26 protein-coding genes are annotated in these 24,746 nt (G+C 65.0%); 7 read left to right on the top strand and 19 right to left on the bottom strand.

Annotated elements, in window-relative coordinates; genetic code table 11:
• Nucleotides 1-42: 42 nt before the first annotated feature.
• The 3 genes from J2R80_RS31070 to J2R80_RS31060 all read left to right on the top strand — a co-directional run bounded on the left by J2R80_RS31070 (nt 43) and on the right by J2R80_RS31060 (nt 2,393).
• On the top strand, nt 43-717 hold the full coding sequence (locus J2R80_RS31070) for a TetR/AcrR family transcriptional regulator (RefSeq protein ID WP_141343239.1): 675 nt from the start codon (nt 43-45) through the stop codon (nt 715-717).
• Nucleotides 718-1,109: 392 nt separating this feature from the next.
• Nucleotides 1,110-1,772 carry a DUF3313 domain-containing protein gene (locus tag J2R80_RS31065; protein WP_141343238.1) on the top strand — a complete coding sequence of 221 codons (663 nt, stop codon included), beginning with the start codon at nt 1,110-1,112 and terminating at the stop codon, nt 1,770-1,772.
• Nucleotides 1,773-1,823: 51 nt separating this feature from the next.
• Nucleotides 1,824-2,393, top strand: coding sequence for a DUF2147 domain-containing protein (locus J2R80_RS31060; protein ID WP_057019861.1), 570 nt, complete (start codon nt 1,824-1,826; stop codon nt 2,391-2,393).
• A gap of 125 nt (nt 2,394-2,518) precedes the next feature.
• Here J2R80_RS31060 and J2R80_RS31055 read toward each other — a convergent pair whose 3' ends face one another.
• From J2R80_RS31055 to J2R80_RS43325, 14 genes are all read right to left on the bottom strand, one after another.
• Nucleotides 2,519-3,745 carry an ABC transporter substrate-binding protein gene (locus J2R80_RS31055; RefSeq protein ID WP_253639921.1) on the bottom strand — a complete coding sequence of 409 codons (1,227 nt, stop codon included), beginning with the start codon at nt 3,743-3,745 and terminating at the stop codon, nt 2,519-2,521.
• A 149-nt stretch (nt 3,746-3,894) separates the two neighbouring features.
• Nucleotides 3,895-5,034 carry a hypothetical protein gene (locus tag J2R80_RS31050; RefSeq protein WP_253639920.1) on the bottom strand — a complete coding sequence of 380 codons (1,140 nt, stop codon included), beginning with the start codon at nt 5,032-5,034 and terminating at the stop codon, nt 3,895-3,897.
• Nucleotides 5,035-5,226: 192 nt separating this feature from the next.
• A complete protein-coding gene (locus J2R80_RS31045; protein WP_141343236.1) occupies nt 5,227-5,967 on the bottom strand; it encodes an SDR family NAD(P)-dependent oxidoreductase in 741 nt (246 codons plus the stop codon).
• A gap of 152 nt (nt 5,968-6,119) precedes the next feature.
• The gene (gene purF, locus J2R80_RS31040; RefSeq protein ID WP_141343107.1) at nt 6,120-7,646 is read right to left on the bottom strand and encodes an amidophosphoribosyltransferase; all 1,527 of its coding nucleotides are present in this window, start codon (nt 7,644-7,646) and stop codon (nt 6,120-6,122) included.
• A gap of 34 nt (nt 7,647-7,680) precedes the next feature.
• Nucleotides 7,681-8,316 carry a CvpA family protein gene (locus J2R80_RS31035; protein WP_026192677.1) on the bottom strand — a complete coding sequence of 212 codons (636 nt, stop codon included), beginning with the start codon at nt 8,314-8,316 and terminating at the stop codon, nt 7,681-7,683.
• Nucleotides 8,317-8,520: 204 nt separating this feature from the next.
• Nucleotides 8,521-9,990 carry a DNA repair protein RadA gene (gene radA / locus J2R80_RS31030; RefSeq protein WP_141343102.1) on the bottom strand — a complete coding sequence of 490 codons (1,470 nt, stop codon included), beginning with the start codon at nt 9,988-9,990 and terminating at the stop codon, nt 8,521-8,523.
• A gap of 99 nt (nt 9,991-10,089) precedes the next feature.
• Nucleotides 10,090-10,704, bottom strand: coding sequence for a hypothetical protein (locus J2R80_RS31025; RefSeq protein ID WP_141343103.1), 615 nt, complete (start codon nt 10,702-10,704; stop codon nt 10,090-10,092).
• Between the two features lie 172 nt (nt 10,705-10,876).
• On the bottom strand, nt 10,877-11,164 hold the full coding sequence (locus J2R80_RS31020) for a hypothetical protein (protein ID WP_057019868.1): 288 nt from the start codon (nt 11,162-11,164) through the stop codon (nt 10,877-10,879).
• Between the two features lie 441 nt (nt 11,165-11,605).
• Complete coding sequence (locus tag J2R80_RS31015; protein WP_028335150.1) at nt 11,606-12,331, bottom strand: sulfite exporter TauE/SafE family protein; 726 nt, start codon at nt 12,329-12,331, stop codon at nt 11,606-11,608.
• A 324-nt stretch (nt 12,332-12,655) separates the two neighbouring features.
• Nucleotides 12,656-13,900, bottom strand: a complete 1,245-nt coding sequence (locus tag J2R80_RS31010; RefSeq protein ID WP_244558664.1) for an IS4 family transposase — start codon at nt 13,898-13,900, stop codon at nt 12,656-12,658.
• Nucleotides 13,901-14,180: 280 nt separating this feature from the next.
• Complete coding sequence (locus tag J2R80_RS31005; protein ID WP_057020052.1) at nt 14,181-14,951, bottom strand: exodeoxyribonuclease III; 771 nt, start codon at nt 14,949-14,951, stop codon at nt 14,181-14,183.
• A gap of 30 nt (nt 14,952-14,981) precedes the next feature.
• A complete protein-coding gene (gene alr, locus J2R80_RS31000) occupies nt 14,982-16,286 on the bottom strand; it encodes an alanine racemase (protein ID WP_057019870.1) in 1,305 nt (434 codons plus the stop codon).
• 48 nt (nt 16,287-16,334) lie between these two features.
• Nucleotides 16,335-17,837: a replicative DNA helicase gene (locus J2R80_RS30995; RefSeq protein WP_057019871.1), complete on the bottom strand. Its 1,503-nt coding sequence runs from the start codon at nt 17,835-17,837 to the stop codon at nt 16,335-16,337.
• 292 nt (nt 17,838-18,129) lie between these two features.
• A complete protein-coding gene (locus J2R80_RS43325) occupies nt 18,130-18,252 on the bottom strand; it encodes a hypothetical protein (RefSeq protein WP_256520498.1) in 123 nt (40 codons plus the stop codon).
• A 184-nt stretch (nt 18,253-18,436) separates the two neighbouring features.
• Between J2R80_RS43325 and J2R80_RS30990 the strand changes: the two genes are divergently transcribed.
• Complete coding sequence (locus J2R80_RS30990) at nt 18,437-18,607, top strand: hypothetical protein (RefSeq protein WP_194295401.1); 171 nt, start codon at nt 18,437-18,439, stop codon at nt 18,605-18,607.
• A 20-nt stretch (nt 18,608-18,627) separates the two neighbouring features.
• Here J2R80_RS30990 and J2R80_RS30985 read toward each other — a convergent pair whose 3' ends face one another.
• Entirely contained in the window at nt 18,628-19,881 is a 1,254-nt protein-coding gene (locus J2R80_RS30985; RefSeq protein ID WP_141343105.1) for a cyclopropane-fatty-acyl-phospholipid synthase family protein, read from the bottom strand.
• A gap of 258 nt (nt 19,882-20,139) precedes the next feature.
• Here J2R80_RS30985 and J2R80_RS30980 point away from each other — a divergent pair, with 258 nt between their 5' ends.
• The 3 genes from J2R80_RS30980 to J2R80_RS30970 all read left to right on the top strand — a co-directional run bounded on the left by J2R80_RS30980 (nt 20,140) and on the right by J2R80_RS30970 (nt 22,228).
• Nucleotides 20,140-21,075 (top strand): hypothetical protein, encoded by a 936-nt coding sequence (locus J2R80_RS30980; RefSeq protein WP_253639919.1) that lies wholly within the window; start codon nt 20,140-20,142, stop codon nt 21,073-21,075.
• 89 nt (nt 21,076-21,164) lie between these two features.
• Nucleotides 21,165-21,770, top strand: coding sequence for a TetR/AcrR family transcriptional regulator (locus tag J2R80_RS30975; protein ID WP_141343064.1), 606 nt, complete (start codon nt 21,165-21,167; stop codon nt 21,768-21,770).
• Nucleotides 21,767-22,228: a PaaI family thioesterase gene (locus J2R80_RS30970; RefSeq protein ID WP_141343065.1), complete on the top strand. Its 462-nt coding sequence runs from the start codon at nt 21,767-21,769 to the stop codon at nt 22,226-22,228. The genes J2R80_RS30975 and J2R80_RS30970 overlap by 4 nt, the downstream gene beginning before the upstream one ends.
• 49 nt (nt 22,229-22,277) lie before the next feature.
• Here J2R80_RS30970 and rplI read toward each other — a convergent pair whose 3' ends face one another.
• The 4 genes from rplI to rpsF all read right to left on the bottom strand — a co-directional run bounded on the left by rplI (nt 22,278) and on the right by rpsF (nt 24,740).
• Nucleotides 22,278-22,880: a 50S ribosomal protein L9 gene (gene rplI, locus J2R80_RS30965; RefSeq protein WP_141343066.1), complete on the bottom strand. Its 603-nt coding sequence runs from the start codon at nt 22,878-22,880 to the stop codon at nt 22,278-22,280.
• A gap of 51 nt (nt 22,881-22,931) precedes the next feature.
• Nucleotides 22,932-23,900 (bottom strand): hypothetical protein, encoded by a 969-nt coding sequence (locus J2R80_RS30960; protein WP_141343067.1) that lies wholly within the window; start codon nt 23,898-23,900, stop codon nt 22,932-22,934.
• 126 nt (nt 23,901-24,026) lie between these two features.
• Nucleotides 24,027-24,266, bottom strand: coding sequence for a 30S ribosomal protein S18 (gene rpsR / locus J2R80_RS30955; RefSeq protein WP_016844287.1), 240 nt, complete (start codon nt 24,264-24,266; stop codon nt 24,027-24,029).
• A 6-nt stretch (nt 24,267-24,272) separates the two neighbouring features.
• On the bottom strand, nt 24,273-24,740 hold the full coding sequence (gene rpsF / locus J2R80_RS30950) for a 30S ribosomal protein S6 (protein ID WP_026192679.1): 468 nt from the start codon (nt 24,738-24,740) through the stop codon (nt 24,273-24,275).
• Nucleotides 24,741-24,746: the final 6 nt, after the last annotated feature.

Below are 24,746 nucleotides of genomic sequence, written 5' to 3'. Positions count from 1 at the left end.
CTGAGATACTGTGATCTCAAGCGACTCCTTCCTGAGTACACCATGGATAATCCTTCCCGCTCGGAACGCTCCCGCAACGCCGCACTCGACGCCGCGATCACCATCGTGACGCGCGACGGTCCGGGGCGCCTGACGCTGGACGCGATTGCGCGCGAGAGCGGTCTCAGCAAGGGCGGCGTGATGCACCAGTTCCGCACCAAGGAAGCGGTGCTGCGCGCCTTGCTCGAGCAGCAGATGGCGCATTTCGAGGAATTCTCGAACCGCTACATCGAAAAGGTACGCGGGACCACGGACCAGCCCGAACTGTCGGCGCAGATCGCGACGCTGCGGGAGGCGATCTCAACGCCGCGGGCAGGGGCGTTCGCACTGCTGGCGGCGATGAACGAGAACCCCGAATTGATGGCGATGCCGCGCGATGTCGACATCAAGAAGGTCGCGCTGATGAAGGCCGAGGCGAGCGATCCCGATCTCGCGCTGCTGCGCTGGGCGGCGGCGCGGGGGCTGCTGCTGAGTTCGTTGTTCGGCATGTTGTCGCTGACCGAGGCCGAGCGCGATCGTCTGTTCGAGCGCTTGCTCGACGACAGCAAGTGGACCGCGATGGAGCAGGGCGCGACGGAGGCAGCAAAGCCAGCCAAGACGACGGCGGCGCGCACGGAATCTTCGCCTCCGGCCGGCGCGCGCGCGGCAAAGCCCGCATCGGCGCGCAAGCGCGGCTGAATTTCCGGCGCTGCCGAAAGCGCAACGCCGCCCAAGCGGAATATGGATCGCTTGGCGGCGTTGGATCGGCACCGGGCCCCTGAAATCCCCCGGCGATTTCTGCCGTACCACACGAGATGTCGCGGGTTTGTGACAACGCGCGGCCGCCATTCGCGAAGCCGCCTCGCCAGCCAACACGACATTTCGACCGCCGCATTTTTCCGACGCGTTTCCTGCGATTGCAATTTCACAAACCAACTGGTCGGTTTTATAATTGATCGCACTGAGGCAAGGTCTGGCGGCGCCGCGACGGCGAGTCAGACCGGCAGTGACGGCCGCAGCCGTACTTTCAGCCCCGGACGCGGCTGCGGCCGAGCTGCTCTTCCGCTTTAGGGTCGGATGAGGAGATTGGAATGGAGAGCTCGATCGCCGCGCGCGGTCTGGGAGCGATGGCGCTTTGCGTCCTCGCGGGAGGATGTGCCGCCGTCACGCCGGTGGCCTATTCGGATGTGGCATCGTCGGCCTACATGACGCCGGACACGTCCGATTCTTCGGGGCGTGTGCCGTATCGCTATGCGCCGCCGGTCGACTGGCGCAGCTACAACAAGGTGATGATCGATCCGGTCGTGATCTATCGCGGCGCGGATCATCAGTTCGGCGACATGTCCGAGAAGGACAAGCAGACGCTCGCCGCCTACATGCAGACCCGCTTCGCCGACAAACTGCGCGGCCGCTTCACGCTGGTGAACACGCGCGGGCCGAACACGTTCCGCCTGCGGCTGACGCTGACCGGCGCGGTCGCCAACACGCCGGTGCTCGGCACGCTGTCGCGTTTCGATCTGGCGGGCGCGGTCTACAACGGCGTGCAGGCCGCGCGCGACGGCGAGGGCACGATGACCGGCTCCGTCATCCATGCCGTCGAGATGTTCGACAGCTCGACCTCGCGGCTGCTCGGCGCCTATGTCAGCAAGCAATATCCCAATGCCTACGACATCAAGGCCAGCGTCGGCGATCTCGCCGCGGCCACCGCCGGCATCGACAAGGGTGCCGATGCCTTCATGGCGCAATTGAAGTGACGCGCGCCGCGCGCGTCCGCAAACCATCCCGACGCTGAAAGGTCCTTTACCATGAACTTTCTGGTTCGCATGTTTCTGCGCAGCCTCGTCGCTGCCTTGCTGATGAGCTCGACCGGCCGCGCCGAGACGATTGCCCCAGCCGATCCCAGCGGCACCTGGCTGACCGAAGACGGCCGCGCACGCATCCGCCTCGAGCGCTGCGGCCCTGCGCATGACCGCATCTGCGGCTTCATCGTGTGGATGAAGGATCCGCTCGATTCACACGGCCAGCCGCTCCGCGACAGCTTCAATCCCGAACCCGACAAGCGGACGCGTGCGCTGCTCGGCCATCAGCTGATCCTCGGATTGAAGCTGACGCCGGAGGGCAGGTTCGACGGCGACATCTACAACGCCGAGGACGGCAAGTCCTATGCGGTCTCGCTGTGGCGCGACAAGTCCGACCGGCTGAAGCTCAAGGGATGCCTGCTCAAGCTGCTGTGCCAGACCCAGACCTGGACGCAGACGCTGGACGTGCAGCCGGGCCAGCTCGTCGGCCTGACCGGCGACGTCGGCGGCCCGCGCGCCGACAGGGAATGGGCATCGCTGCCGCCGCCCGTCAAGGCGAAGTCGGCGGCGAAGTAAGAAGGTGCAAAAAGTCATTCCGGGGCGATGCGCAGCATCGAACCCCCGGAATCTCGAGATTCCCCGATGCGCAATTGCGCATCTGAGGTTCGCGCGTTGCGCGCCCCGGAATGACCGCTACGCGGTCACTTCTTCAGCAGCGGACAGTCGCTGGCCTCAAGCGGCTTTGCGGCGTCTTCCGGCGCGATCGTGGCGATCAGCTTGTAATAGTCCCAGGGATATTTGGACTCTTCGGGCTTCTTCACCTCGAACAGATAGGCCGGAATCAGGCGCCGGCCGTCGGCGCGGAGCGGGCCCTTGCCGAACAGCGGATCGTCGGTCGGCAATTCCTTCATCTTGGCGACGACCTTGGCGCCGTCATGCGGATTGCCGCCAAGCGCTTCCATCGCCTTGAGATAGTGCAGCACCATCGCGTAGTTGCCGGCCTGGGTCATCGACGGCATCGCGTTCTTGCTGGCGAGGGCGGAGAACCGCTTCGACCAGGCGCGGGTCTGGTCGTTCATGTCCCAGTAGAAGGATTCCGTGAACGTCAGGCCTTGCGCGGTCTTCAACCCGAGCGAATGCACGTCGTTGATGAACAGCAGCAGCGCCGCGAGCTTTTGGCCGCCGGAAACGATGCCGAATTCGGCCGCCTGCTTGATCGCGTTGGTGGTGTCGCCGCCGGCATTGGCGAGGCCGACCACCTTGGCCTTGGACGATTGTGCCTGCAGCAGGAACGAGGAGAAATCGGCGGTGTTGATCGGATGCTTGACGCTTCCGAGCACCTTGCCGCCATTGGCGTTGACGACCGCGGTGGTGTCGCGCTCGAGCGCGTGGCCGAATGCATAATCGGCCGTCAGGAAGAACCAGGTGTCGCCGCCGGCCTTCGTCAGGGCCTTGCCGGTGCCGTTGGCCAGCATGTAGGTGTCGTAGGTATATGAAATCGTGTTCGGCGTGCAGGCCTTGCCGGTGAGGTCGGCGGTCGCCGCGCCCGAATTCAGCAGGACGATGTTCTTTTCCTTGACGAGATTGTTGACCGCAAGCGCCACGCCGGAGTTCGGCGTGTCGGCGATCGCATCGACCTTCTCGTTGTCGACCCATTGCCGAGCGATGTTGACGCCGACGTCGGGCTTGTTCTGGTGGTCGCCACTCAGGACGTCGATCTTCCAGCCCTTCTTGAGCAGGCCGGAATCCTCCACGGCCATCTTGATCGCGACCACGGAGTTCGGGCCGCCGATGTCGGCATAGAGGCTCGACATATCGTTGAGCACGCCGATCTTGACGGTCTTGTCCTGCGCGAACGCAGAAGTTGAAAGGCCGAGTGCGGCGCAAGCAAGAAGCGCGGCGCAGCGCCGCGCAAACGTCATTGTCATGAAATTCCCTCCACTGTCTAAAGCCCGGGCAGCCCTCTTGCGGAGCCTTTTTGCCGGTCGCTCAAGTTCCCGCTTACCCTTTCCCGGGGGGCGCGGCAATCCGCCTAAAGCCGGGTGGGCCTGCGTCGAAGCGTCATCCGGTGAAACCCTTAGTTGAGCGCGTCGGAGGTCAGCTTGAATTTCTGGATTCGCTTTCCGGTGTCGACCTCGGCGGTATAGACGTTGCCCCTGGCGTCGACCGCGAGCGCGTGCACCCAGTGGAACTGCCCGGCGTTGCGGCCGTTGCGGCCGAAGCTGCCGACCACCGCGCCGTCGTCACGCCTGATGATGCGGATCTCGTTGTTCTCGCCGTCGGCGGAGAGCAGGTAGGTCTGCTTGGGATCGGGCCACAGCGCGATGTCCCACACCGCGCCGTTGCCGAGCGTGCTCTTCTCGAAGAAGAACTCCTTCACGAAGCTGCCGTCCTTCCTGAACACCTGGATGCGGTTGTTGATGCGGTCGCAGACATAGACCAGTCCGTCATCGGCGATCTTCACGCAGTGCACGGGATTGCCGAACTGCTGCGCGACCTGCGCCTTCGGATCGTAGGGTGGCTGCTTGGCGTCGTCGGGCTTGTTGCCATAGGCGCCCCAGTGCCGCTTGTAGGCGCCGGTGGTGGCATCGAACACGATGACGCGCCGGTTGCCGTAACCGTCGGCGACGTAGATCTCGTTGGCCTCCTTGTCGATCGCGGTCTCGGCGGGCTTGCCGAGCTGGGTGGTGTCGTTGCTGCCCTTGCTCGGTGCGATCGAGCCGATCTGCGAGACGAACTTGCCGTCGAGGGTGAACTTGAGGATCGCATTGTCATTGTCGGCGTTGCCGCCGATCCAGACGAAGCCGCGCTCGTCGACCTCGATGCCGTGCTCGCGGCCAACCCACTCATAGCCGTCACCCGGCCCGCCCCAGGACCGCAGTAGATTGCCGTCAGCGTCGAATTCGAGCACCGGCGGCGCCGAGACGCAGCATTTCGAGCGCGGCGGATTGAGGCTCGCGCCCTTCTCGTCGTCGGTCAGCGAGCGCGGCCGGTGGATCACCCAGATGTGGCCCTGCCAATCCACCGTGATGCCGCCGACCTGGCCGAGGATCCAGTTGTTGGGAAGTTGCTTCGGCCAGGACGCATCGACCGCAAACGTCGGGACGTCACTGGCCCTGGCGGGCGCTGGCTGAGCAAAAAGGGCTGATGATGCGATGCAGGCGGAGAGAAACAATCCGGACAGAATGAAGCGCGCGCGATTGAACGTCGGCGTCATGTTGCCTCCCGAAATTTTTTCTTGGCGGGCGTCCCGCTGGGAAGGTCAGTCAATCGTGGGGACGCGAGCGAGTCAATCGCAAGGAGGTGCGTAGCCCGGATGGAGCGAAGCGAAATCCGGGGCCGGTTTCTCGGCGTAGATTATCCCGGATTGCGCTTCGCTCCATCCGGGCTACGAGAGAGAGAGCCGGGCTCACGCCGGCGGCTGGAAGCTGCGTAGCGTGCGCGCCTTGTAGTCGTAGAGCTTGCCGGTCTCGGTCCACGCGGGCGAACACATCGGCACGATGAATTCGGCGGCCATGTCGGGCGTATCCAGCGTCATCGGGTCTTCGCCGGGAAATACCTGCGCGCGCATCCGGGTGCGAATCGGGCCGGGGCTGAACAGGTTGACGCGGAGCTTTGTGTTGGCGGTCTCGTTGGCCCAGGAGCGCACCAGTGCCTCCAGCGCGGCCTTCGAGGCCGCATAGGGGCCGAGATAGGCGTTGGCCTTGTGGGCCACGCCCGACGTCACGAACACCGAGCGGCCGGCGTCGGATTGGCGCAGCAGCGGGTCCATGCAGCGGATCAGCTGGAAGTTGGCGGTGACGTTGATCGCGAACACGTCGTTCCATGGTTTCAGCTCGATATGGCCGAGCGGCGACGACGGCCCTGCGGTGCCGGCATTGCCGACCAGGATATCGAGCTTGCCGTGGCGCTCATGCAGCGCAAGGCCGAGCCGCGCGATGCCGTCGTAATCGGTGAGCGAGAGCGGCACCAGGGTGGTGCTGCCGCCGGCCTTGCGGATCTCGTCGTCGAGCTCTTCCAGCCCGCCTTGCGTGCGCGCCACCGCCACGACATGCGCGCCGGCCTTGGCCAGTGCGACCGCGGTCGCATAGCCGATGCCGCGCGAGGCGCCGGTCACGAGGGCGATACGGGAGGCGAGGGGTTTTGTCATGGAAGGGACTCTAACAAATCGTCGTCCCTGCGAAGGCAGGGACCCATACGCCGTGACGGCGGTAATGGAAGTTCGTGTCTAACACTGTCGCCAGCCAGATAGGCCGGTGGTTATGGGTCCCTGCTTTCGCAGGGACGACAGCGCGGATGTGGCTAGCTCGCCTCCGCCAGCAGCGAGAGCTGGCGCGGCGGGGCCTCGGTTTCGCTCTGGTCGGTGAGGTGTGTCGGGTAGGCGCCGGTGAAGCAATGGTCGGCGAATCTCGGATTTGCCGGGTCGCGGCCCTCATAGCCCATCGCGCGGTACATGCCGTCGATCGACAGGAAGGCGAGCGAGTCGGCGCCGATGATGTCGCGCATCTCCTCGAGCGAATGGGTCGCGGCGAGCAGGCCGCCGCGGTCCGGCAGGTCGATGCCGTAATAGTCGGGATAGAGGATCGGCGGCGAGGCGAGGCGGAAATGCACCTCACGGGCGCCGGCGTCGCGCATCATGCGCACGATCTTCTTCGAGGTGGTGCCGCGCACCAGACTGTCGTCGATCAGGATGATGCGCTTGCCCTCGATCGCGGCGCGGTTGGCCGAATGCTTCATGCGCACGCCGAGCTCGCGCACGCTCTGGGTCGGCTGGATGAAGGTGCGGCCGACATAGTGGTTGCGGATGATGCCGAGCTCGAACGGCACGCCGGAATACTGGCTGTAGCCGACCGCGGCGGGCACGCCGGAATCCGGCACCGGCACCACGACGTCGACCTCGGGATGGCTCTCGCGCGCCAGCTGGGCGCCGAACGCCTTGCGCACGTCGTAGACCGAGCGGCCGCCGACGATCGAATCCGGGCGCGCGAAATAGATGTATTCGAAGATGCAGGGCCGGGCCGGCTTCGGCGGGAACGGCTTGTGGCTGTGAGCCCCTCGCTCGTCGAACACGATGATCTCGCCAGGCTCGATGTCGCGGACGTATTTGGCGCCGATCATGTCGAGCGCGCAGGTCTCCGAGGTCAGGATCGGACGGCCGTCGAGATCGCCGAGCACCAGCGGGCGGATGCCGAGCGGGTCGCGCGCGCCGACCAGCTTCTTGTTGGTCAGCGCGACCAGCGCATAGGCGCCCTCGATGGTGCGCAGCGCCTCGATGAAGCGGTCGATGAAGCGGGTGCGCTTGGACTGCGCCACGAGATGCAGGATCACCTCGGTGTCGGTGGTCGATTGCATCATGGCGCCGCCCTTGACCAGCTCGCGGCGCAGGGTCAGGCCGTTGGTGAGGTTGCCGTTGTGGCCGACCGCAAATCCGCCGGCGCTGAGCTCGGCGAACAGCGGCTGCACGTTGCGCAGGATGGTGCCGCCGGTGGTGGAGTAGCGGACATGGCCGACCGCGGCGTTGCCCGGCAGGCGTTCGATCACCTCGCGGCGGGAGAAGGCGTCGCCCACCAGGCCGAGGCGGCGTTCACTGTGGAAGCGGCTGCCGTCGAAGGAGACGATGCCGGCAGCTTCCTGGCCGCGGTGTTGCAGGGCGTGCAGGCCGAGTGCGGTGATCGCGGCGGCCTCGGGATGGTCGAAGATGCCGAACACGCCGCATTCCTCGCGGAGCGAGTCGCCATCGAGGTCGGGGTGGTATCTGAGAGGGTCTTGCAGTTCGATCGGGCCGAGGTCGAGATCCATTTGGTCGGTATGATCCGAAGGGGTCTGCATCTCGTTCATCGCCTCTCGTAAGGGCCCAAATAGTTTATCGGCCCGCGGGTTTCTCGATCAGCTTCTTCAAGCTGTCACGCGCAGGTTTGCTATAGCCATCACCCGACGCCGGCGTCGCCTGATCATTGGTATCGGCCGCAGAATCGTCGTCTGGCTTATTCTTCTTGAACTTCTTTAAGATGGTGTTCTCGGGGTCGTCAGGCAAGAGCGACATCAGCCAATCCCCGGTTCCCTGCAGCACTACGCGGGACTTCGCCCCGGTCACCCAATCGGGCCGCTGCTTGTCCGGAACCAGCCAGGTGAAGAACATGAACGCCACGACCACGATCAGGAGGCCGCGAGCGAGCCCGAACAGGAAGCCAAGCGTGCGGTCGAGCGCGCCGATCCGGGAATCCAGGATCATGTCCGAAATCCGCACCGTGACGATCGAGACCACGATCAGCGTGCCGATGAAGACGCCGGCCACCACGACCACGGCGGCGACCGTGTCGTTGTTGAAATAGGTCTTGGCGGTCGGCAGAAGCTTCGAGAACGCATATAGCGTGACCAAAGCGGCGGCGCCCCAGGCCGCGATCGACAGGATCTCGCGCATGAAGCCGCGCACCATCGCGAGCAGGCCCGAAATCAGCATCACGCCGAGCAGGACGAGATCAAGTATCGTTATGGGCATCGGCTGGTCAGGTCCGCTGGTACGTTTCGGTACGCTGTTAAGGGCTTACGTTGTTAAGGGCTTACGCTGCTAAGGGCTCTCGCGAATCGGCGAAGTCGGTGCCGTCCTAACTGAGGCGCATTGGGGGCATCCGGCAAGGCCAGAGCGCCACCTGTCCCGCGCGGCGGATGTATAGCGGCGGGGGGCTGATACGTCACGCCCGCTTTAGCTGGTCTCGCGACGGAATCGGGCCGGTGTGGCATTTTTCTCAGCCGCATCAGGGCCTCCGGAGCTGCCCTGGTCGCGCCGGCCGCCCCGGGGCGTCCCGCGTGCCGCAATTTCGGCGACCAGCGTGGTGAGATTGCCGACGCTGTTGAGGGTGAGCCCTGAATCGCCGCCGCTCTCGCCGCGGGCCGATTCGGGCAGGATGGCCCGGGCGAAGCCGAGCTTGAGGGCCTCCTTGAGCCGGGCCGGGGTCTGCGCCACCGGGCGGATCGCGCCCGATAGCGAAATCTCGCCGAAATAGACCGCATCCGTCGGCAGCGGCGCGTTCACCAGCGATGAGACCAGCGCGGCCGCCGCGGCAAGGTCCGCGGCCGGTTCCTGGATGCGCAGGCCGCCGGCGACGTTGAGATAGACGTCATGTCCGGACAATTTGACGCCGCAATGCGCTTCGAGCACCGCGAGCACCATCGACAGCCGGCTCGGGTCCCAGCCGACCACGGCGCGGCGTGGCGTGCCGAGCGAGGTCGGTGCCACCAGCGCCTGCAACTCGACCAGCACCGGACGGGTGCCCTCGATGCCGGCGAACACCGCCGTGCCGGGGCTGCCGAGCTCGCGCTCGGAGAGGAACAATTCCGAGGGGTTGGTGACCTCGCGCAGGCCGAGGCCGGTCATCTCGAATACGCCGATCTCGTCGGTCGCGCCAAAACGGTTCTTCACCGAGCGCAGGATGCGGAACTGCTGCGAGCCTTCGCCCTCGAACGACAGAACCGCATCGACCATGTGCTCGACCACGCGGGGACCGGCGATCTGGCCGTCCTTTGTCACATGGCCGACCAGGATGATCGCGGCACCCGTCTTCTTGGCAAAGCGAATGAGGGCCTGCGCCGAGGCGCGGACCTGGGTCACCGTGCCGGGCGCGGATTCCACCGTGTCGGTCCACATGGTCTGGATCGAGTCGATCACGATCAGGCGCGGCACCGCGCCTTCCGATAGCGTCGCGACGATGTCCTCGACCGACGTTTCCGAAGCCAGCTGCACCGGCGCGTCCGCGAGCCCGAGCCGTTCGGCGCGCAGCCGCACCTGGGCGACCGCCTCTTCGCCGGAGATATAGACCGCGCGGTGGCCGGCGCGCGCCATCATGCTGGTCGCCTGGGTCAGCAGCGTCGATTTTCCGATGCCGGGATCGCCGCCGACCAAAAGCACCGAGCCGCGGACGAAGCCGCCGCCAGTGACGCGGTCGAGCTCGGCCATCCCGGACGACAGCCGCGGCGCGTCCTGGGTCTTGCCGGACAGCGATTCCAGCGCAAACGTCCGCCCCTTGCGCTTGCTGCGGATCGAGACCGGCACCGAGCCTGTGGTGTCCTCCTCGGCCAGCGTGTTCCACTCGCCGCAGGAATCGCACTTGCCCTGCCAGCGATTATACGCCGCGCCGCAGTTCTGGCAGACGAAGGAGAGGGTGGATTTGGCCATGGAGCAGGTGAGTCGCGCTGTCGAGCACGATGCATAACACGGTTCGGCCGCCGCGCACGATCCATCGAAGAAGACGAAGCGCGAGATGGCGGGGCCGGCTCAGCGCGAGAACACCCGCGTTCCGCCCGGCCAGCGCGGCTTGTCGCCGACCGGGCTGGCGCCGATTTCCCAGCCGACGCCGCCCCACAGCACGTCGACGGCACCAAGCTCTCCGGCGCTGTCGCGTACGTAAAACACGTTCGGCTTGGCGTTGACCTCCAGCGGGCCATTGCTGCCGCTGGGCTGTCGCCTCAACGCGCACCAGACGTCGGCCAGCCTGCTCTCGTGGCTCTGACCCAGTTTGGCGAGGATCTCCTTGTCGCTCGAGGCTGCGCTCAGGATGAAGGTCTGCAACGATGCGCCGCCGCTATCGTCCTCGATCTTGTTCGTGAAGCGCTGCGCGAAGGTCGCGCCTAACCAGGAAATCCTGACCGGCGCGCTCGAGGCGATGTCCTCCTTGAAATGTTCCCGCGCGACGAATTTTTCGGCGTGAGGAATTGCCGAGGTCGACGACGGATCGGACGGTTCCTCACTTTTTGGCTGCAGGGAACATGCAACGCGGTCAGCAGCGGCAACGGCACCCGGTTGCCCCGGTCTTGTATCGTCTGCCGCGACGCTCAATCCCTGCGTCGCCAGAACAACGGTCAACCACAGGGTGAGGCTTGGTTGGCGCATGTTGTTGTTGTCCCTGAATCCGCTGTGCTCGCGGAGACAAGGTAAACCGCATCTTGCAGATGTAAATCAAAGATCAGGTTTCTGGTTAAGGATAAAAAGTAAGTTCAACTACAGCGCGAATTTGAATCAAATGCGCTTCGCGCAAGGGAACTGCTCTCGTTTGTACGCGCGGTCAAACGTGGATGTCCCGCCTCGACAGCAGCAGCGGCGGATTCTCGCGCGGCGTCAGACTCGTCGGCAGAGCGCGGCAGCATCTCGCCTGCGCGCGCAACGGATCGCTCCAGCTCCAGCGAACCCGCCACGACGGATTGTTGGCGTAGGCCGGAATGCGCCAGACCCAGATCGTCTCGTAGACGCTGTCTCCGAACTGCGCGACATCGGGCCTTGCCGTCGGCCAGAACGCCGAGCCGGCAACGGCGAACGTCACAATCGCCGCAGTCGTGATCATCATCTTGCGCATCGCGCGCCTGCCTTTCCCGCCTGTCGTGGGCTTTGACGACCCGCGACTCCCAATGCTTCGACTTGCGATCCCGCATTCGTCAGGCCGACATCGGCGACATCAGGCGCCGGGCTCTGCGCCCGATCTGCACGCCAGGTGTCGCTGAACCTCGTCGTCTGAACTCTCGGGACTCGCATCCGGGTCGTCGATCAACCCTGTGATGCCTGCTGGAGCAAAGTTCTTTTCCGCAAACGATCAAGTGCAAGTAATGAGATTGTCATAAACGCAGCGGCCGGACGATGGCAATCCGGATAACAACGGAAGGTGAGCGCTCAACAAAACTCTTTCGGGGTACACGCCACCCGATGCGCAAAGCCCCGTAGAATTACGACACCATCGGGAGAATGTTGGTGTTCGTCACGGTGAAATCCGTTTGCCCAGGGCCCGGTCGATGTCGGAATTTTACTGCGTCATTGCAGACCACAACAGCGCCGTGCCCGCCGCCAGCATGATGCCGTCCATGATCAGGCGGAACGACTCCGGCTTCAGCTGCAGCACGAAGCGCTTTGCGATGAAAGCGCCGGCCATCAGCGAGGCGCCGGCGATCAGGCCCTTCAGCGCAATGTCCGGCGTCAGCGCGCCGAAACGCTCGAACGTCACCGACTTGCTGACATAGAGCCCGAGCGAGCTCGCCGCCTCGGTGGCGAGGAACGCGCCCTTGCTGAGACCGTAGAACAGGAACAGCGGCACGCTGAGCGGGCCGGTCGAGGCCACGATGCCGGTGAGGTAGCCGATGAGCGCACCGCCGATTGCGAGATGCCAGAGATTGGCCTTCAGCCTGTGCCGCGCCAGCCAGTGCCGCACCGGCACCATCGCGATCAGGAATACGCCGATCGCTATATCGACCGCATGCGAGGGCAGCGCGAGCAGGGTGCGCGCGCCGAGCGCGGCGGCCGGGATGCCGGTGATCGAGTAGGCGATGCAGGCACGCCAGTCGACCTCGCGCCACCAGGCGAGGATTCGCGACAGATTGGCCATCACGGCGGCGACGGCCATGATCGGCACCGCCTGCTTCGGCCCGTACTGATAGACCAACACCGGCATCAGCATGATCGACGAGCCGGTGCCGACGATGCCGGAAATGGTGCCGGCGACCAGGCCGACGATGAGGACGAAGAGAAAGCCCACCTGCGCGCTCCGGTGAGGTGATCCCGAGCCATGCTGAATGCGTGTCCCGGGAGAGGGGCTCAGTGTGACCTCATGGTTCGAGACGGCGCAAGGGCGCCGCCGAACCATCGACACGCCATCGTGCGCAGCGCAGCAAGACTTGGACAAATCATGTCGCGAGAATGCGGAGGTATGACTCACAGACCGCGCAACACATTTGTTGTCGACCCTGCGAAAGCAGGGACCCATAACCACGAATGCGGATTATTGCGCGCCGCCGGAACGACAAGTCCCGTTCACAACATCGGCCGCGGAGTATGGGTCCCTGCTTTCGCACTAGTGCATCTACACGTTTGTCGGGCCATTTGCGAGGATTTGGAAGCGGGCCATTCCGGTGTGGAAGGTGATTGGTCCAGGTGGACGGTGGGAGGCGTAGCCGGTCCATCCGCCGAGTTTTGCGATGATCCATGCCGCCCAAGCAAGAGTGTTGGGGCGATGGTGGTTTTTCTGAAGCTCGGTGCGACCTTTCATGGTTTTGTTGATGGCCCTGAGCGTCTCGATCTCTTCTGCGGTGAAGACAAATTCAGCCGGCAATTCTTCGCCACTGTTGCGGGCCTGAACGAGTTGAATGACGATACATGCCGCTCTGGTGGCGACCGCCACGAGCTTGATCAGGCCTTCGGCGCTCTCGATCTGACTATCCTCGATGCGCAAACCCTGGCTCTTCAGCGAGCGAAAGAGTTGCTCAATGATCCAGCGCTGGCGGTACCAGGAGACGATCTGCCAGGCGTCTTTAACGGTGGCGACCGGATGAGTGGTCAGGAGCAGCCAGCGAATGGGCTCCGCACCTCTCGGCGGATGCAACTCGACCACTTCTACGAAGCTGAGTTTGATGCCCTCCGCCAAGTCGGTGACGCCGGGCCTCTGCGGCCGCTTGAGCACGACGGTTCCGAAGCGCATCGAGAGATGGGCCTGCCGGCCGCGCCGATCCATTCGCTGCGGCAGATCGATCACCGCGTTGTCGCAGAAGCGGCTCCGCTCGACCGCCTGATAAAGTGTGTCGCCATCGACCAGCGCATGGTCGTGCATGGCACGCGACAGAAGATGGACATTCTCAGCTGGCGTCAGCGCCCAGTGAGCAAAGAAATCCCCCTCGCGGTCGTTGACGACGGTGATCATGCGGGCATCTGCCAGGACGTCGCGGCCTTGCTCGGCGGCCGTCACCCAGCGCGCCGACTCCTTGTCGGCCAAGGCGCGCCGCTCATGCGGGATTTTTACCTTGCCTTTGCGCGTCCAAACGTTGCCGCCAGTAAGGCCAAGACAGACCCCGCTGTCGGCATCCACCGCCATCATCGCATGCAACAGCACGCCGCGAGCATTGCCCTTGCCGACTTTGCCCAGCCCGCGCCGCCGTCCCGCCTGGGTCTGGAACTTGACCTCGCTCGTATCCTGGATCGCCAGCACATGACGCCCGCTGACCGCAGTCCGCGTCTGCGTGCTCCAGCCCTCAATCAATTTATCGATCGTGACTTGGGGGTTGTTCACAAACCGCCAGAACGCCATATTGGCAGCCCAATCGCCCCGGGCCATCTGGCGCAAGCAGACGCTGCGCGTGCAAAGCATAGCCCGGAGAAGCGTCGCCCCCTTTTGTCGAGACGAACGTCCCCGAACTCACCCAAAGACAAATCCGGCTGCATCGCTGGCGCTCCTTCGAATCAAAGCGCCAGTGAGAGAATCATACAACATGCTGCAGAGACGCCACTTCTTGCTGCACCGAGTCAATCTGTCGCGCCCCAAAACCGTGTAGACACGCTAGTGCTTTCGCAGGGACGACAGAGTGATTGTGGCGCGAGCGCGACACGCAAACCCGTCACCTCAACACCACCCACGCCGGCGCGTGATCGCTGGCGCCGTCCTCGCCGCGGATGGCGCGGTCGACGCCGGCTTTCACGAGGCGCGGCGCCACTGCGGGGCTGAGCAGGAGATGATCGAGCCGCAGGCCTGCATCGCGTGGCCAGCGCTGGCGCTTGTAGTCCCAGAAGGTGAACATCGGCGCGTCCGGATGCAGGGCGCGGATCGCATCGCACCAGCCCTGATCGACCAGCGCCTTGAAGGCGGCGCGGCTCTTCGGCTGGATCAGCGCATCCTTGTCCCAGGACCGCGTCGGGTAGATGTCGAACGGCGTCGGCGCGACATTGTAGTCGCCGGCGAGCACCACCGGGACGTCCTGCTTGAGCAGCTTGGCGGCATGGGCGCGCAGCCGCTTGAACCAGGCGAGCTTGTAATCGAATTTCGGCCCGGGCTGCGGATTGCCGTTCGGCAGATAGAGGCTGGTGACGACGATGCCGCGCACCGCGGCCTCGATGTAGCGCGCTTCGTGATCGCCGGCATCGCCGGGCAGGGCGGTGCGGATCAGCACCGGCTCGGCCTTGCGCGCGAGGATGGCGACGCCGTTCCAGGTCTTCTGTCCCTGCCACACCGCGCCGTAGCCGGCCTGCTCGATCGCGGCCGCGGGAAACTCGGCGTCGCTGGCCTTCAGCTCCTGCAGACTGACGATGTCGGGCCTGGCCGATTTCAGCCAGCGCAACAGGTTGGGCAGGCGGCGGTTGACGTTGTTGATGTTGAAGGTCGCGATCTTCATGCGCATCGGCAATCGCGAACCTTGATCATGTCAGGTGGACGTCGCTGTTGGCTCGGCGGCCGGCAGTGGCGGCGGCGCAGCGGGCGCTGCTGTTGGCAAGGCTGGCGGTGCTGCGGGCGTGGCAGCCGGCTCGCTCGTCTCGGCGACCGCGTCGCTTCTCGCGGCGACGGCATCGCCGCCCTTGTAGATGCGCACGAAGCGGCGGCCGAGACTGGTCAACACCTCATAGCCGATGGTGCCGAAATGATGCGCGACCTCGTCGACCGTGATGCCTTCGCCGATCAGCGTCACCATGTGGCCGCGCCGCACGGCATTCTTGTCGAGGTCGGTGACATCGACCGCGATCAGGTCCATCGAGACGCGGCCGGCGATCGGGCAGCGCTTGCCGGCGACCACGACCTCGGCGCCGCGGGTGCCGTCATTGGCGCTGGCGGCGCGGAAATAGCCGTCGGCATAGCCGGCGGCGACGATCGCAAGCCGGGTCGGCCGGCGCGCGGTCCAGGTGCCGCCATAGCCGACGGTCTCGCCGCGATCGATGTTGCGGATCTGCACGATGCGCGCCTTGAGATCGACCACCTGCTGCATCGGGTTGTCGGCCTCCGGCGTCGGATTGACGCCATAGAGCGCGCAGCCCGGTCGCACCATCTCGAACTGGAATTGCGCGCCGAGAAACACGCCGGAAGAATTCGCCAGCGAGGCCGGCACGCCAGTGAACAGGCTCGCGATCTCGCGGAAGCTCGCAAGCTGCTTGGCGTTGGCGGGATTGTTGAGCAATTCGGCGGAGGCGAGGTGGCTCATGACCAGCGTGATGCCGTGATCGCCGGCATTGATCCGCGGGATGATGCCCTGTGCCTCGCTGACCGTGAGCCCCAGCCGGTTCATGCCGGTGTCGATATGGATGCCGGCGCCGCCGGACCAGCCGGAGCGGCGGCAGAACACGTCCCATTCGGCGAGCTCGTTGAGATCGCCGATCACCGGCTTGCAGTCGATCCTGGCGTAGGCGTCGCCGGTGTTCTGGAAAAAACCGCCGAGCGAATACACGGTCGCCTCGGGAGCGGCCGCGCGCACCGCGGCGGCCTCCTCGACGCTGGCGACGAAGAAGGTCTTGCAGCCGGCCTTGGCCAGCGCCCGCGCAACCTGCTCGGCGCCGCAGCCATAGGCGTTGGCCTTGACCACGGCGGCGCATTCGGCCGGCACCGCGGTCTTCTCGAGCTTGCGCCAGTTGGCGATGATGGCGTCGAGGTCGATGGTGAGGATACCGCTGGCGGTCGGGTGGGCCGCCAGCAAACTGGCCTCGGATGTCAGCTGCGATTTCGCGTCAGTCACGATGTTCATGGCTCAGTTGTACGCGGGTGCCCTGCGTCGTTCAACCGAGTCCGGATCTCAGTGGCCGTGATCCGGAACCTGACCGTCGGGTGCGAGGTCGCCGAAGCGCGTGACGCTGGCCTCGAAGTGCAGATCGACCGTGCCGGTCGGGCCGTGTCGCTGCTTGCCGATGATGACTTCGGCCTTGCCGTGGGCAAGGTCCATGTCCATCTGCCACTTCTCATATTCCGGCGTGCCCGCGCGCGGCTCCTTGTTGGCGAGGTAGTATTCCTCGCGATAGACGAAGATCACGACGTCGGCGTCCTGCTCGATCGAGCCGGATTCACGCAGGTCGGACAGCTGCGGCCGCTTGTCGTCGCGGTTTTCGACCTGACGCGACAGCTGCGACAGCGCGATGATCGGAACGTTCAGTTCCTTGGCAAGTGCCTTCAGGTTGGTGGTGATCTCGGTGATTTCCTGCACGCGGTTGTCGTTGCCGCGTTTGCCCGAGCCCTGCAGCAGCTGGATATAGTCGATCACGATCAGGTCGAGGCCCTTCTGGCGCTTGAGCCGTCGCGCCCGCGCGGTGAGCTGCGAGATCGAGAGACCGCCGGTTTCGTCGACGTAGAACGGTAGCGATTGCAGCTCGATCGAACAGTCGCGGATCTTCTCGAAATCGAGCTCGGAGATGCCGCCGCGACGGATCGAGCTCGAGGGGATGCCGGTGCGCTCGGCGAGAATACGGGTGGCGAGCTGTTCGCCGCTCATTTCGCAGGAGAAGAAGCCGACACAGCCGCCATTGACTGCTTTGGTGGTGCCGTCCGCCTGGACTTCCGGCACATAGGCTTTGGCGATGTTGTAGGCGATATTGGTGGCGAGCGATGTCTTGCCCATGCCGGGACGGCCGGCGAGGATGATGAGGTCGGACGGCTGCAGGCCGCCCATCTTGGCGTCGAGGTCGCGCAGACCGGTCGAAATGCCCGACAGCTTGCCGTCGCGCTGGAACGCCTTCGCCGCCATGTCGACGGCGATCGTCAGTGCCTGCGCGAAGCGCTGGAAGCCGCCGTCATAGCGGCCGGTTTCAGCAAGGCCGTAGAGCTGCCGCTCGGCATCCTCGATCTGGGCGCGCGGCGCGAAGTCGACCGGCGCGTCATAGGCGACGTTGACGATGTCCTCGCCGATCTGGATCAGGTTGCGGCGCAGGCTGAGATCGTAAACGGTGCGTCCGTAGTCCTGCGCGTTGATGATGGTGGTCGCTTCGGCGGCAAGCCGGGCGAGGTATTGGCCGACCGTCATGCCGCCGATGTCGAGCTCGGCCGGCAGGAACGTCTTCAGGGTCACGGGGTTCGCGACCTTGCCCATCCGGATCAGGCTTCCGGCGGTCTCATAGATTTGCTGATGGATGGTTTCGAAGAAGTGCTTCGGCTCCAGGAAATCGGAGACCCGGTAGAAGGCGTCGTTATTGACCAGGATCGCGCCCAGCAGGCCCTGTTCCGCTTCGATGTTGTGCGGCGCACTTCGGTAGGCCGGGGATGCGGCGTCGGGCGCGAGCTTGTGGACGTTCGAATCAATCAAGGCCATGGACGAGCTTATTCTTCTGATTTCGTCGTTACTGAGATTTTCGGCTGTGGGGCGGCGATGAAGCGCCAGCCCGGCACGAAGCGAAAGGACGGATGTTTCTTATGCACGATTCACACAACGCGAGGTGTGAATCCGAAACAGCCGGATGCATTCCGCTTGACTGGGGTTTTGTCCGAAACCGGTCGGGAGCCGGCCGATCAGCACGGTCGTTGGCAAAAATTGGACGCCGCCTGAACCTTTTGCCAGGCGAGCGGACCCATGGAGAGGCGAGGCGGCTGTTGGCGTCGATTTCTCAGACCAGGATGAGGAAGGCCAGCGCGATCAAGGCGGCCACCACGCCAGTGGCGATCAGGGCGTAGTCAGTCGCGATATCGCGCTGCGGGTCCAACATCGTCTGGTGTGTTTCTCGGGTCATTCCGGACCACTACGACAGTCCGGGACAGACCTCTGTGAAGCAGATCACATGCGCCGCACTTTTTTTGCGGCAGGTTCGCGGGAACGACCCGGCGGATTCCAGGTTGTCTACGCTCAGGCAAGATACGGCGGCGATGGCTCGAGAGTTTCAGACAGCGCGATCAAGGCTTGGCCGGGCAGATGGCATGGATCGCCGCTGGCTGGCGGCGCTTGTCGATGCCATGGAGCAGGCGGCGCGTCCCGAGGTTCGCAATGTTCCCTGCGATGCCAGCTTGATTTCGGCCGCCGCGGCCCATCTGGCGCGTCCGGCGCCGACCTTTGGCCATTGCGGGTCGGCCTACAGCCTGCGCAACTAGCAGTACCCGTTCCTTCAGACCTATTCGCCGGCGAGTTGCAGCCGGGGCTTGGCCGCGCCGGCCTCCTTCAGCCGCAGGCGGGCTTCTTCGCCGCCGATATAGTCGCGGGTTATCGGGACGATGCCCTGGCGCTTGGTGAGCTGGAGCTGGAAGTTCATCATGTTCTGCACGCGGAACGACATCTCCGACGCAGCCAGGTAGAATTCCCACATCCGGGCAAAGGTCTCGTCGTAGAGCCGCACGGCCTCCTCGCGCCGCGCCATGAAGCGCTCGCGCCATGCCTTCAGCGTCTCGGCATAGTGCAGGCGGAGGATCTCCATGTCGCAGATCAGCAATCCGGCCTTCTCGATCGCCGGCATGACCTCGGACAGCGCCGGAATGTAGCCGCCGGGGAAGATGTATTTCCGGATCCAGGGGCTGGTGACGTCGGGGCCGGTCGAGCGGCCGATCGAGTGCAGCACCATGACACCGTCGTCGCTCAGCAGTTCGGCGCAGCGCGCGAAGAAGGTTTCATAGTAGGCGACCCCGACATGCTCGAACATGCCGACCGAGACGATGCGGTCGAACGGCCCGGGGATGTCGCGATAGTCCTGCAGCAGGAAGCGCGCCGATTGCGCCAGGTTCCGCTCCGCCGCCCGGGCGTTGGAAATTTGCAGCTGCTCGGTCGACAGCGTGACGCCGGTGACGTCGGCGCCGCTCATCTCGGCGAGATAGAGCCCAAGGCCGCCCCAGCCGGAACCGATATCGAGGATGCGGTGCCCGGGCTTGATCAGGAGTTTTGCGGCGAGGTGACGCTTCTTGGCGAGCTGGGCATCGTCCAGCGTCGCGTCCGGCGTCTCGAAATAGGCGCAGCTGTATTGCTTGTCCGCGTCGAGGAAGAGGGAATAGAGGCGGCCGTCGAGATCGTAATGACGGGCGACATTGCTTCTGGATCGGCCGCGCACATTGATCTGCTGGGCGCGGCGTCCGAGGAAGCGTACCCAGGCCTGCAGCCTGGCAAAGTTCGGCAGCATGGCTGCCTGACCCATCAGGACCGCCAGCACGTCGGCGACGGTGCCTTGCTCCACCACGAACGTGCCGTCCATGAAGGCTTCGCCGAGATAAAGTTCGGGATCGACTAGGATGCGTAGTTCCGCCCCTCGCGTCATGAAGCGCACGGCGACCGGTACACCCGTGCCATCACCGCAGATGAACTGAGCGCCGCTCGCGGTCGTGAACGTGATCGAACCGCGGCGGATGAAGCGCCCCAAGAAGTATCGCAACAATCGGTCCATCGAAACACCAACGGAACGGCAAGCTGCACACCGACACCACCGGAGTTGATCACTCCAATGTGTCCCCAACCTCAAGATAGGCAGGGAATTAGATCGCGCTATAGCGTTGTGGTCAAAGCCGATATTCCAAAATGTGACAATTGCGTGGATGCGTCATGGGCGCGCTTCCATTCGCGCGATAATCGGCTAAAAGGTGACCGCCGCGGCCGATCCATCAGGCGCTGGCGGCGATTTTTCCGGAATCTGGAGACTTAAGGAATGTTGAGCCGAGCCCTCAGTCTGGCGACGGTGGCGCTTCTGATTGGCTGCCTGTCAGCCGTATCGGCGCAGGCGCAAAACCTCGAGGCCGGCAAGAGCCCCTCCCAGATCTTCGCAAGCACCTGCACAGCTTGCCACAAGAGCCCGCGCGGCCTGCTGAAATCGGTCCCGGCCGGTTCGCTGCCGGGCTTCCTGCGCCAGCACTACACGACGTCCAGCGACATGGCCGGCGTGCTTGCCTCCTATCTGATTTCGAATGGTGCCAACGATCCGCGCTACCAGGCCAAGGATCAGCCCAGGGGGACTAAGGGCGGTAGGGAAGGCAGGCAGGAGGCGAACCAGTCCCCGGAGCAGCCGTCCGAGCGTCCGGCCCGCCGACGGCACCAGGATGCCGCGCCGCAGGAAGGGGCCAAACCCGATGGCGATGGCTTGAATCCCGAAGGACGTCCAGCTCACCGCGGCAAGCGGATGGCCCGCCCGAGCGAGACGCCGGAAGGCGCGAAGCCGGATGACGGCCAGACGCCGCAGGCCTTGGGCGAGGGCAAGCCGTCGCGTCAGAAGCACGGCCGTCGCGGCAAGCCCGTCGAGGAGCCGAAGTCCGAGGAGACGCCCAAGGGCGCGGCGACCAGCGACGAGCCCAAGACAGACCCCAAGACATCCACCCGGCATGATGACAAGGGTGAAGCCGAGAAGCCGGCGAAGCCTGCCGCCGAGCCCGACACGGCAAAGGTCGACGCGCCCAAGAGCAATGGCGGCGGCGAGCCGGCTGCCGTGCGATCCGATCCGGTTCCGCAGGTCACACCGGCGCCTGCCGCGGCTGCGCCTGCGGCGTCCGAGCCGGCAGCCGCCGCATCTCCCGCTCCGGAGCCAGCCGCGCCGCCGGTGACGGCGCCGCCGCCGCCACCCGGCCCGCCGGAAGCTCCGACCTCGAAGTAATCGCCAACGCCGGGCCGCAAGGTCCGGCGTATTTGTTTGATCATCATTAGAGCAGTGCTCTAGAGTGTTAATCTAGTCAGGAGGACGACTTGAGCACGGCGCGCGAAGATCTGCTGGCAGCGGGACTGGCGGTGTTCGACCGCGACGGATTTGAGGGCGCGACGGTGGCCGAGATTCGCTCCCGCGCCCGCGCGTCCAACGGCAGCTTCTTCCACTTCTTCACCTCGAAGAAGGCGCTCGCCGGCACCCTGTTCCTGGAAATCCTGCAGGCCTATCACGCCACCATCATCAGCTCGGTCGACGCCAGCTGCGGGGCGGGCGAGGGCGTTGAGCGGCTGATCCACGCCCATCTCGATTGGGTCGTGAGCAACCGGCGCGAGGCGCGCTTCCTGTTCGAGATTTCGCGCAGCGAGTGGGGCGAGGAGGTGCGCGGCGCGCAGCGCAGCGAGAATTCGCGGCTCACCGACGGCATCGAGCGCTGGCGTGCGCCGCTGCTCGCGCGCGGCGAATTGCTGCCGATGAGCGCCGTGCTGTTCTTCAGCCAGATCGTCGGGCCGGCGCAGATCTTCTGCCGCGCCTGGCTATCGGGCCGCCATACCGGCGATCCGCGCGAACAGGTCGAGACGCTGATCGCCTGCGCGGTCCGCGCGGTGGTGGCGCCGGGTGCGCCAGAACGAACAGGAGAGACTTCATGAGCGAGACCGATCCGGACTTTGCACCGATCGCGACGCGAATTCGCGACAATGTCGGCCGGCAGGGCTTCATGGGTCTTGTCGGTGCCGAGGTAGCCGAGCTGTCGCGCGGCACCTGCACGCTCGCGGTCGACCGCCGGCCGGAGCTGTTGCAGCAGCATGGCCTGTTTCACGGCGGAGTGACGGCGTTTCTGGTCGACAACGCCACCACGATCGCAGCGGCGACGTCGCGCGGCCAGCCGGCGCTGACGGCGGAATACAAGCTGAACCTGCTGTCGCCGGCCTCGGGCGATCGTCTGATCTGCCGGGCGCGCGTGATCAAGCCGGGACGTCAGGTCGCCGTCGTTGCAGCCGACGTGTTCTGCGTCATCGACGGCAAGGAGAAGCACACCGCGACCGCATTGGCGTCGATCGCCATGCTCGACGACAAGGCGGCGGCACGAATCCAAAGCCCGGACTGATCGAGGCCGGGCTTCGTAGCGTTTAGTCGGTTGGACGATGGAGAGAAGCTTACTTCTCTTCGGCGGCCGGAGCCGGCGCGGCTTCCTCGTCGTGCTGGACTTCCGGATCGAAGAATTCGCCGGCGGCGGCGAGCGCCTCGGCGGCAGCGTCCTGGTCTTCCTGGCGGGTCGAGATGTCCTCGCCGCGCTTGATCCGCTCGGCCTCTTCGGCGGAGCGGGCGACCGTCACGGTGACGCTGGTCTCGACCTCGGGGTGGACGGCGATCGTCACCTTCTGCGCGCCGATCACCTTGATCGGCGAGTCGAGCCAGACCTGCGGGCGCGACACCGTCACGCCGTCGGCAGCCAGCGCGGCGACGATGTCGCGCACCGTCACCGAGCCGAACAGCTGGCCGGATTCGGAGGCCTGGCGGATGATGACGATGTCGCGGCCGTCGATCTTCTCGGCGACCTTGGCGGCTTCGCCCTTGGCCTGGATGTTGTTGGCCTCGAGCTCGGCCTTCATGCCATCATACTTGGCGCGGTTCGCCTCGGTGGCGCGCAGCGCCTTGCCGCGCTTCAGCAAGAAGTTGCGGGCGAACCCGTCCTTGACGCGCACGACTTCGCCCATTTGGCCAAGCTTGGCAACGCGTTCGAGCAGAATGACTTCCATTTTCGTTCTCCTTTAGATGCAAAGTACGGGTTTAAGTGGTTGGATCGAATCTCAAGCCGCGGGCAAAGGCGGCGGTCTTGTCTGCAGATAGCGCTGGCGCAGCCCGAACACGGCGTCGGCGATGCCGAGCGCGAACATCGCCACGATCGGCCAGCCGAACATGACGACGACCGCATAGATGCCACCGAGCCAGAAGCCGCGATTGGTGAGCGACAGCGTCAAGGTGTGCAGAACGGCGAAGCCGACCAGCGCATAGGCGATTACGAGTGCCGCGGTGACGATCTGCGCCAGCAGCGCAAGCATGCCGCCGATGAAGCTGACGGCGACAGCCGCCAGCAGCGCGACCAACGTCACGGCGGGAAGCGCCGTGGTGCGGAAATCCGGCCATGGCCGGTTCAACCGCCCGGAGGTTTGCGTGATCTTGCCGGCGAGCCAAAGGTTCAGCGTCAGCGTCACCATGGCGATGATGGTCGCCGCGAGCGGCGCGAAGATCACCAACGCGTCGACCAGCCGTTCGATGTCACCGCTGGGCTGCGCTTCGCCGGTGCTGAGCATCTTGAGCAGGCCGCGCCGCAACGTGCCGGTGATCGTGTCGGTATCGGTGCCGAGCGTGAGCAGCGCGGCGGTCGTGGTAACGATGGCGAAGGCTGCAATCCAGAGCAGGATGCGGCCGACGGGGTACCATTCAATCGCTGGCTGCTGCTGCTTGGTGCTGTCGCCGGCTTCGCCCGCGACCGGCCGTCCGAGCAGGGCCAGGTGGCCGAGCCACCAGCCGGGCACGGCGACCATCATGGCAAACGCGATGCTGTAGGGAAGGCCGAAGAGCGTGCCGAGCACGGATGCCGCACCCACTCCACCAATAGCGGCGGCGAGGGGGCCCCAGCCGAGCGCCGCCACCATGATCGGCAGCGGTGCGAGATAGAACAGCAATATCGAGATCGCCGCGCCCGAACTGATCGAGGCGAACATCAGCGCCGACGCGGCGCCGGCTGCGAGTGCAACGGTGAATATTCCGATCATCAGCTGTCCCGCCCCCTTCGAGCGGTTAGGGGTCCTGCATCGAGAACCCCAACCATCGGCGACCGGACGACCCGGAAGCCTTATGAGAATGAGCGGCCGGCGACGTATGCCGCCGGCCGGAAACGATTACCTGATCACGTAAGGCAGCAAGCCGAGGAAGCGCGCGCGCTTGATGGCGCGGGCGAGCTCACGCTGCTTCTTGGCGGACACGGCCGTGATGCGGCTCGGCACGATCTTGCCGCGCTCGGAGACGTAACGCATCAGCAGCTTGGAATCCTTGTAGTCGATCTTCGGCGCATTCGCGCCCGTGAACGGGCAGGACTTGCGACGACGGAAAAACGGACGGCGGGCACCAGCATCAGCCATGATTCATTACTCCTCGGTCGCAGCTTCTTCTTCGCGCGGACGGCGCGGGCCACGGTCGCCACGGAAACCGCCACCATCGCGGTCACCACGGAAGCCGCCTTCGCGGTCGCCACGGAAGCCACCACCACGGTCATCGCGCTCGCGGTCACGGTCGGCCTTGCGCATCATCGCGGACGGGCCTTCCTCGTGCTCTTCGACGCGCACGGTGAGATAGCGGATGACGTCTTCGTTGATCCGCTCCTGACGTTCGATCTCGGTGACGACAGCCGACGGTGCGTCGATGTTCATCAGCACGAAATGCGCCTTGCGGTTCTTGTTCATGCGGTAGGTGAGGGATCGCACGCCCCAGCTCTCGGTCTTGGTGACCTTGCCGCCGCCCTGTTCGACGATCCCCGTCATCTGGGCCGTCAGTTCATCCACCTGCTGGGTGCTCGCATCCTGACGCGCGAGAAAAACATGCTCATAAAGAGGCATGGTTGT

This window comes from Bradyrhizobium sp. USDA 4541 (genome assembly GCF_024171085.1).
Classification (GTDB): Bacteria; Pseudomonadota; Alphaproteobacteria; order Rhizobiales; family Xanthobacteraceae; genus Bradyrhizobium; species Bradyrhizobium australafricanum.
The sequence above is the reverse complement of the archived record's forward strand: the minus strand, read 5'-3'. Positions and strand labels throughout refer to the sequence as shown.

Coding starts and splice junctions, on each gene's coding strand:
- rpsF (WP_026192679.1), bottom strand. CDS start 24,740: ATGCCTCTTTATGAGCATGTTTTTCTCGCGCGTCAGGATGCGAGCACC.
- J2R80_RS30960 (WP_141343067.1), bottom strand. CDS start 23,900: ATGATCGGAATATTCACCGTTGCACTCGCAGCCGGCGCCGCGTCGGCG.
- J2R80_RS30980 (WP_253639919.1), top strand. CDS start 20,140: ATGTTGAGCCGAGCCCTCAGTCTGGCGACGGTGGCGCTTCTGATTGGC.
- J2R80_RS31025 (WP_141343103.1), bottom strand. CDS start 10,704: ATGCGCCAACCAAGCCTCACCCTGTGGTTGACCGTTGTTCTGGCGACG.
- J2R80_RS31055 (WP_253639921.1), bottom strand. CDS start 3,745: ATGACAATGACGTTTGCGCGGCGCTGCGCCGCGCTTCTTGCTTGCGCC.
- J2R80_RS31060 (WP_057019861.1), top strand. CDS start 1,824: ATGAACTTTCTGGTTCGCATGTTTCTGCGCAGCCTCGTCGCTGCCTTG.
- purF (WP_141343107.1), bottom strand. CDS start 7,646: ATGCAGACCCCTTCGGATCATACCGACCAAATGGATCTCGACCTCGGC.
- J2R80_RS31065 (WP_141343238.1), top strand. CDS start 1,110: ATGGAGAGCTCGATCGCCGCGCGCGGTCTGGGAGCGATGGCGCTTTGC.
- J2R80_RS30970 (WP_141343065.1), top strand. CDS start 21,767: ATGAGCGAGACCGATCCGGACTTTGCACCGATCGCGACGCGAATTCGC.
- rplI (WP_141343066.1), bottom strand. CDS start 22,880: ATGGAAGTCATTCTGCTCGAACGCGTTGCCAAGCTTGGCCAAATGGGC.
- J2R80_RS31005 (WP_057020052.1), bottom strand. CDS start 14,951: ATGAAGATCGCGACCTTCAACATCAACAACGTCAACCGCCGCCTGCCC.
- J2R80_RS30990 (WP_194295401.1), top strand. CDS start 18,437: ATGGATCGCCGCTGGCTGGCGGCGCTTGTCGATGCCATGGAGCAGGCG.
- radA (WP_141343102.1), bottom strand. CDS start 9,990: ATGGCCAAATCCACCCTCTCCTTCGTCTGCCAGAACTGCGGCGCGGCG.
- J2R80_RS43325 (WP_256520498.1), bottom strand. CDS start 18,252: ATGACCCGAGAAACACACCAGACGATGTTGGACCCGCAGCGCGATATC.
- J2R80_RS30985 (WP_141343105.1), bottom strand. CDS start 19,881: ATGGACCGATTGTTGCGATACTTCTTGGGGCGCTTCATCCGCCGCGGT.
- J2R80_RS31050 (WP_253639920.1), bottom strand. CDS start 5,034: ATGACGCCGACGTTCAATCGCGCGCGCTTCATTCTGTCCGGATTGTTT.
- J2R80_RS30995 (WP_057019871.1), bottom strand. CDS start 17,837: ATGGCCTTGATTGATTCGAACGTCCACAAGCTCGCGCCCGACGCCGCA.
- J2R80_RS31020 (WP_057019868.1), bottom strand. CDS start 11,164: ATGCGCAAGATGATGATCACGACTGCGGCGATTGTGACGTTCGCCGTT.
- J2R80_RS31070 (WP_141343239.1), top strand. CDS start 43: ATGGATAATCCTTCCCGCTCGGAACGCTCCCGCAACGCCGCACTCGAC.
- alr (WP_057019870.1), bottom strand. CDS start 16,286: ATGAACATCGTGACTGACGCGAAATCGCAGCTGACATCCGAGGCCAGT.
- rpsR (WP_016844287.1), bottom strand. CDS start 24,266: ATGGCTGATGCTGGTGCCCGCCGTCCGTTTTTCCGTCGTCGCAAGTCC.
- J2R80_RS31035 (WP_026192677.1), bottom strand. CDS start 8,316: ATGCCCATAACGATACTTGATCTCGTCCTGCTCGGCGTGATGCTGATT.
- J2R80_RS31010 (WP_244558664.1), bottom strand. CDS start 13,900: ATGGCCCGGGGCGATTGGGCTGCCAATATGGCGTTCTGGCGGTTTGTG.
- J2R80_RS31045 (WP_141343236.1), bottom strand. CDS start 5,967: ATGACAAAACCCCTCGCCTCCCGTATCGCCCTCGTGACCGGCGCCTCG.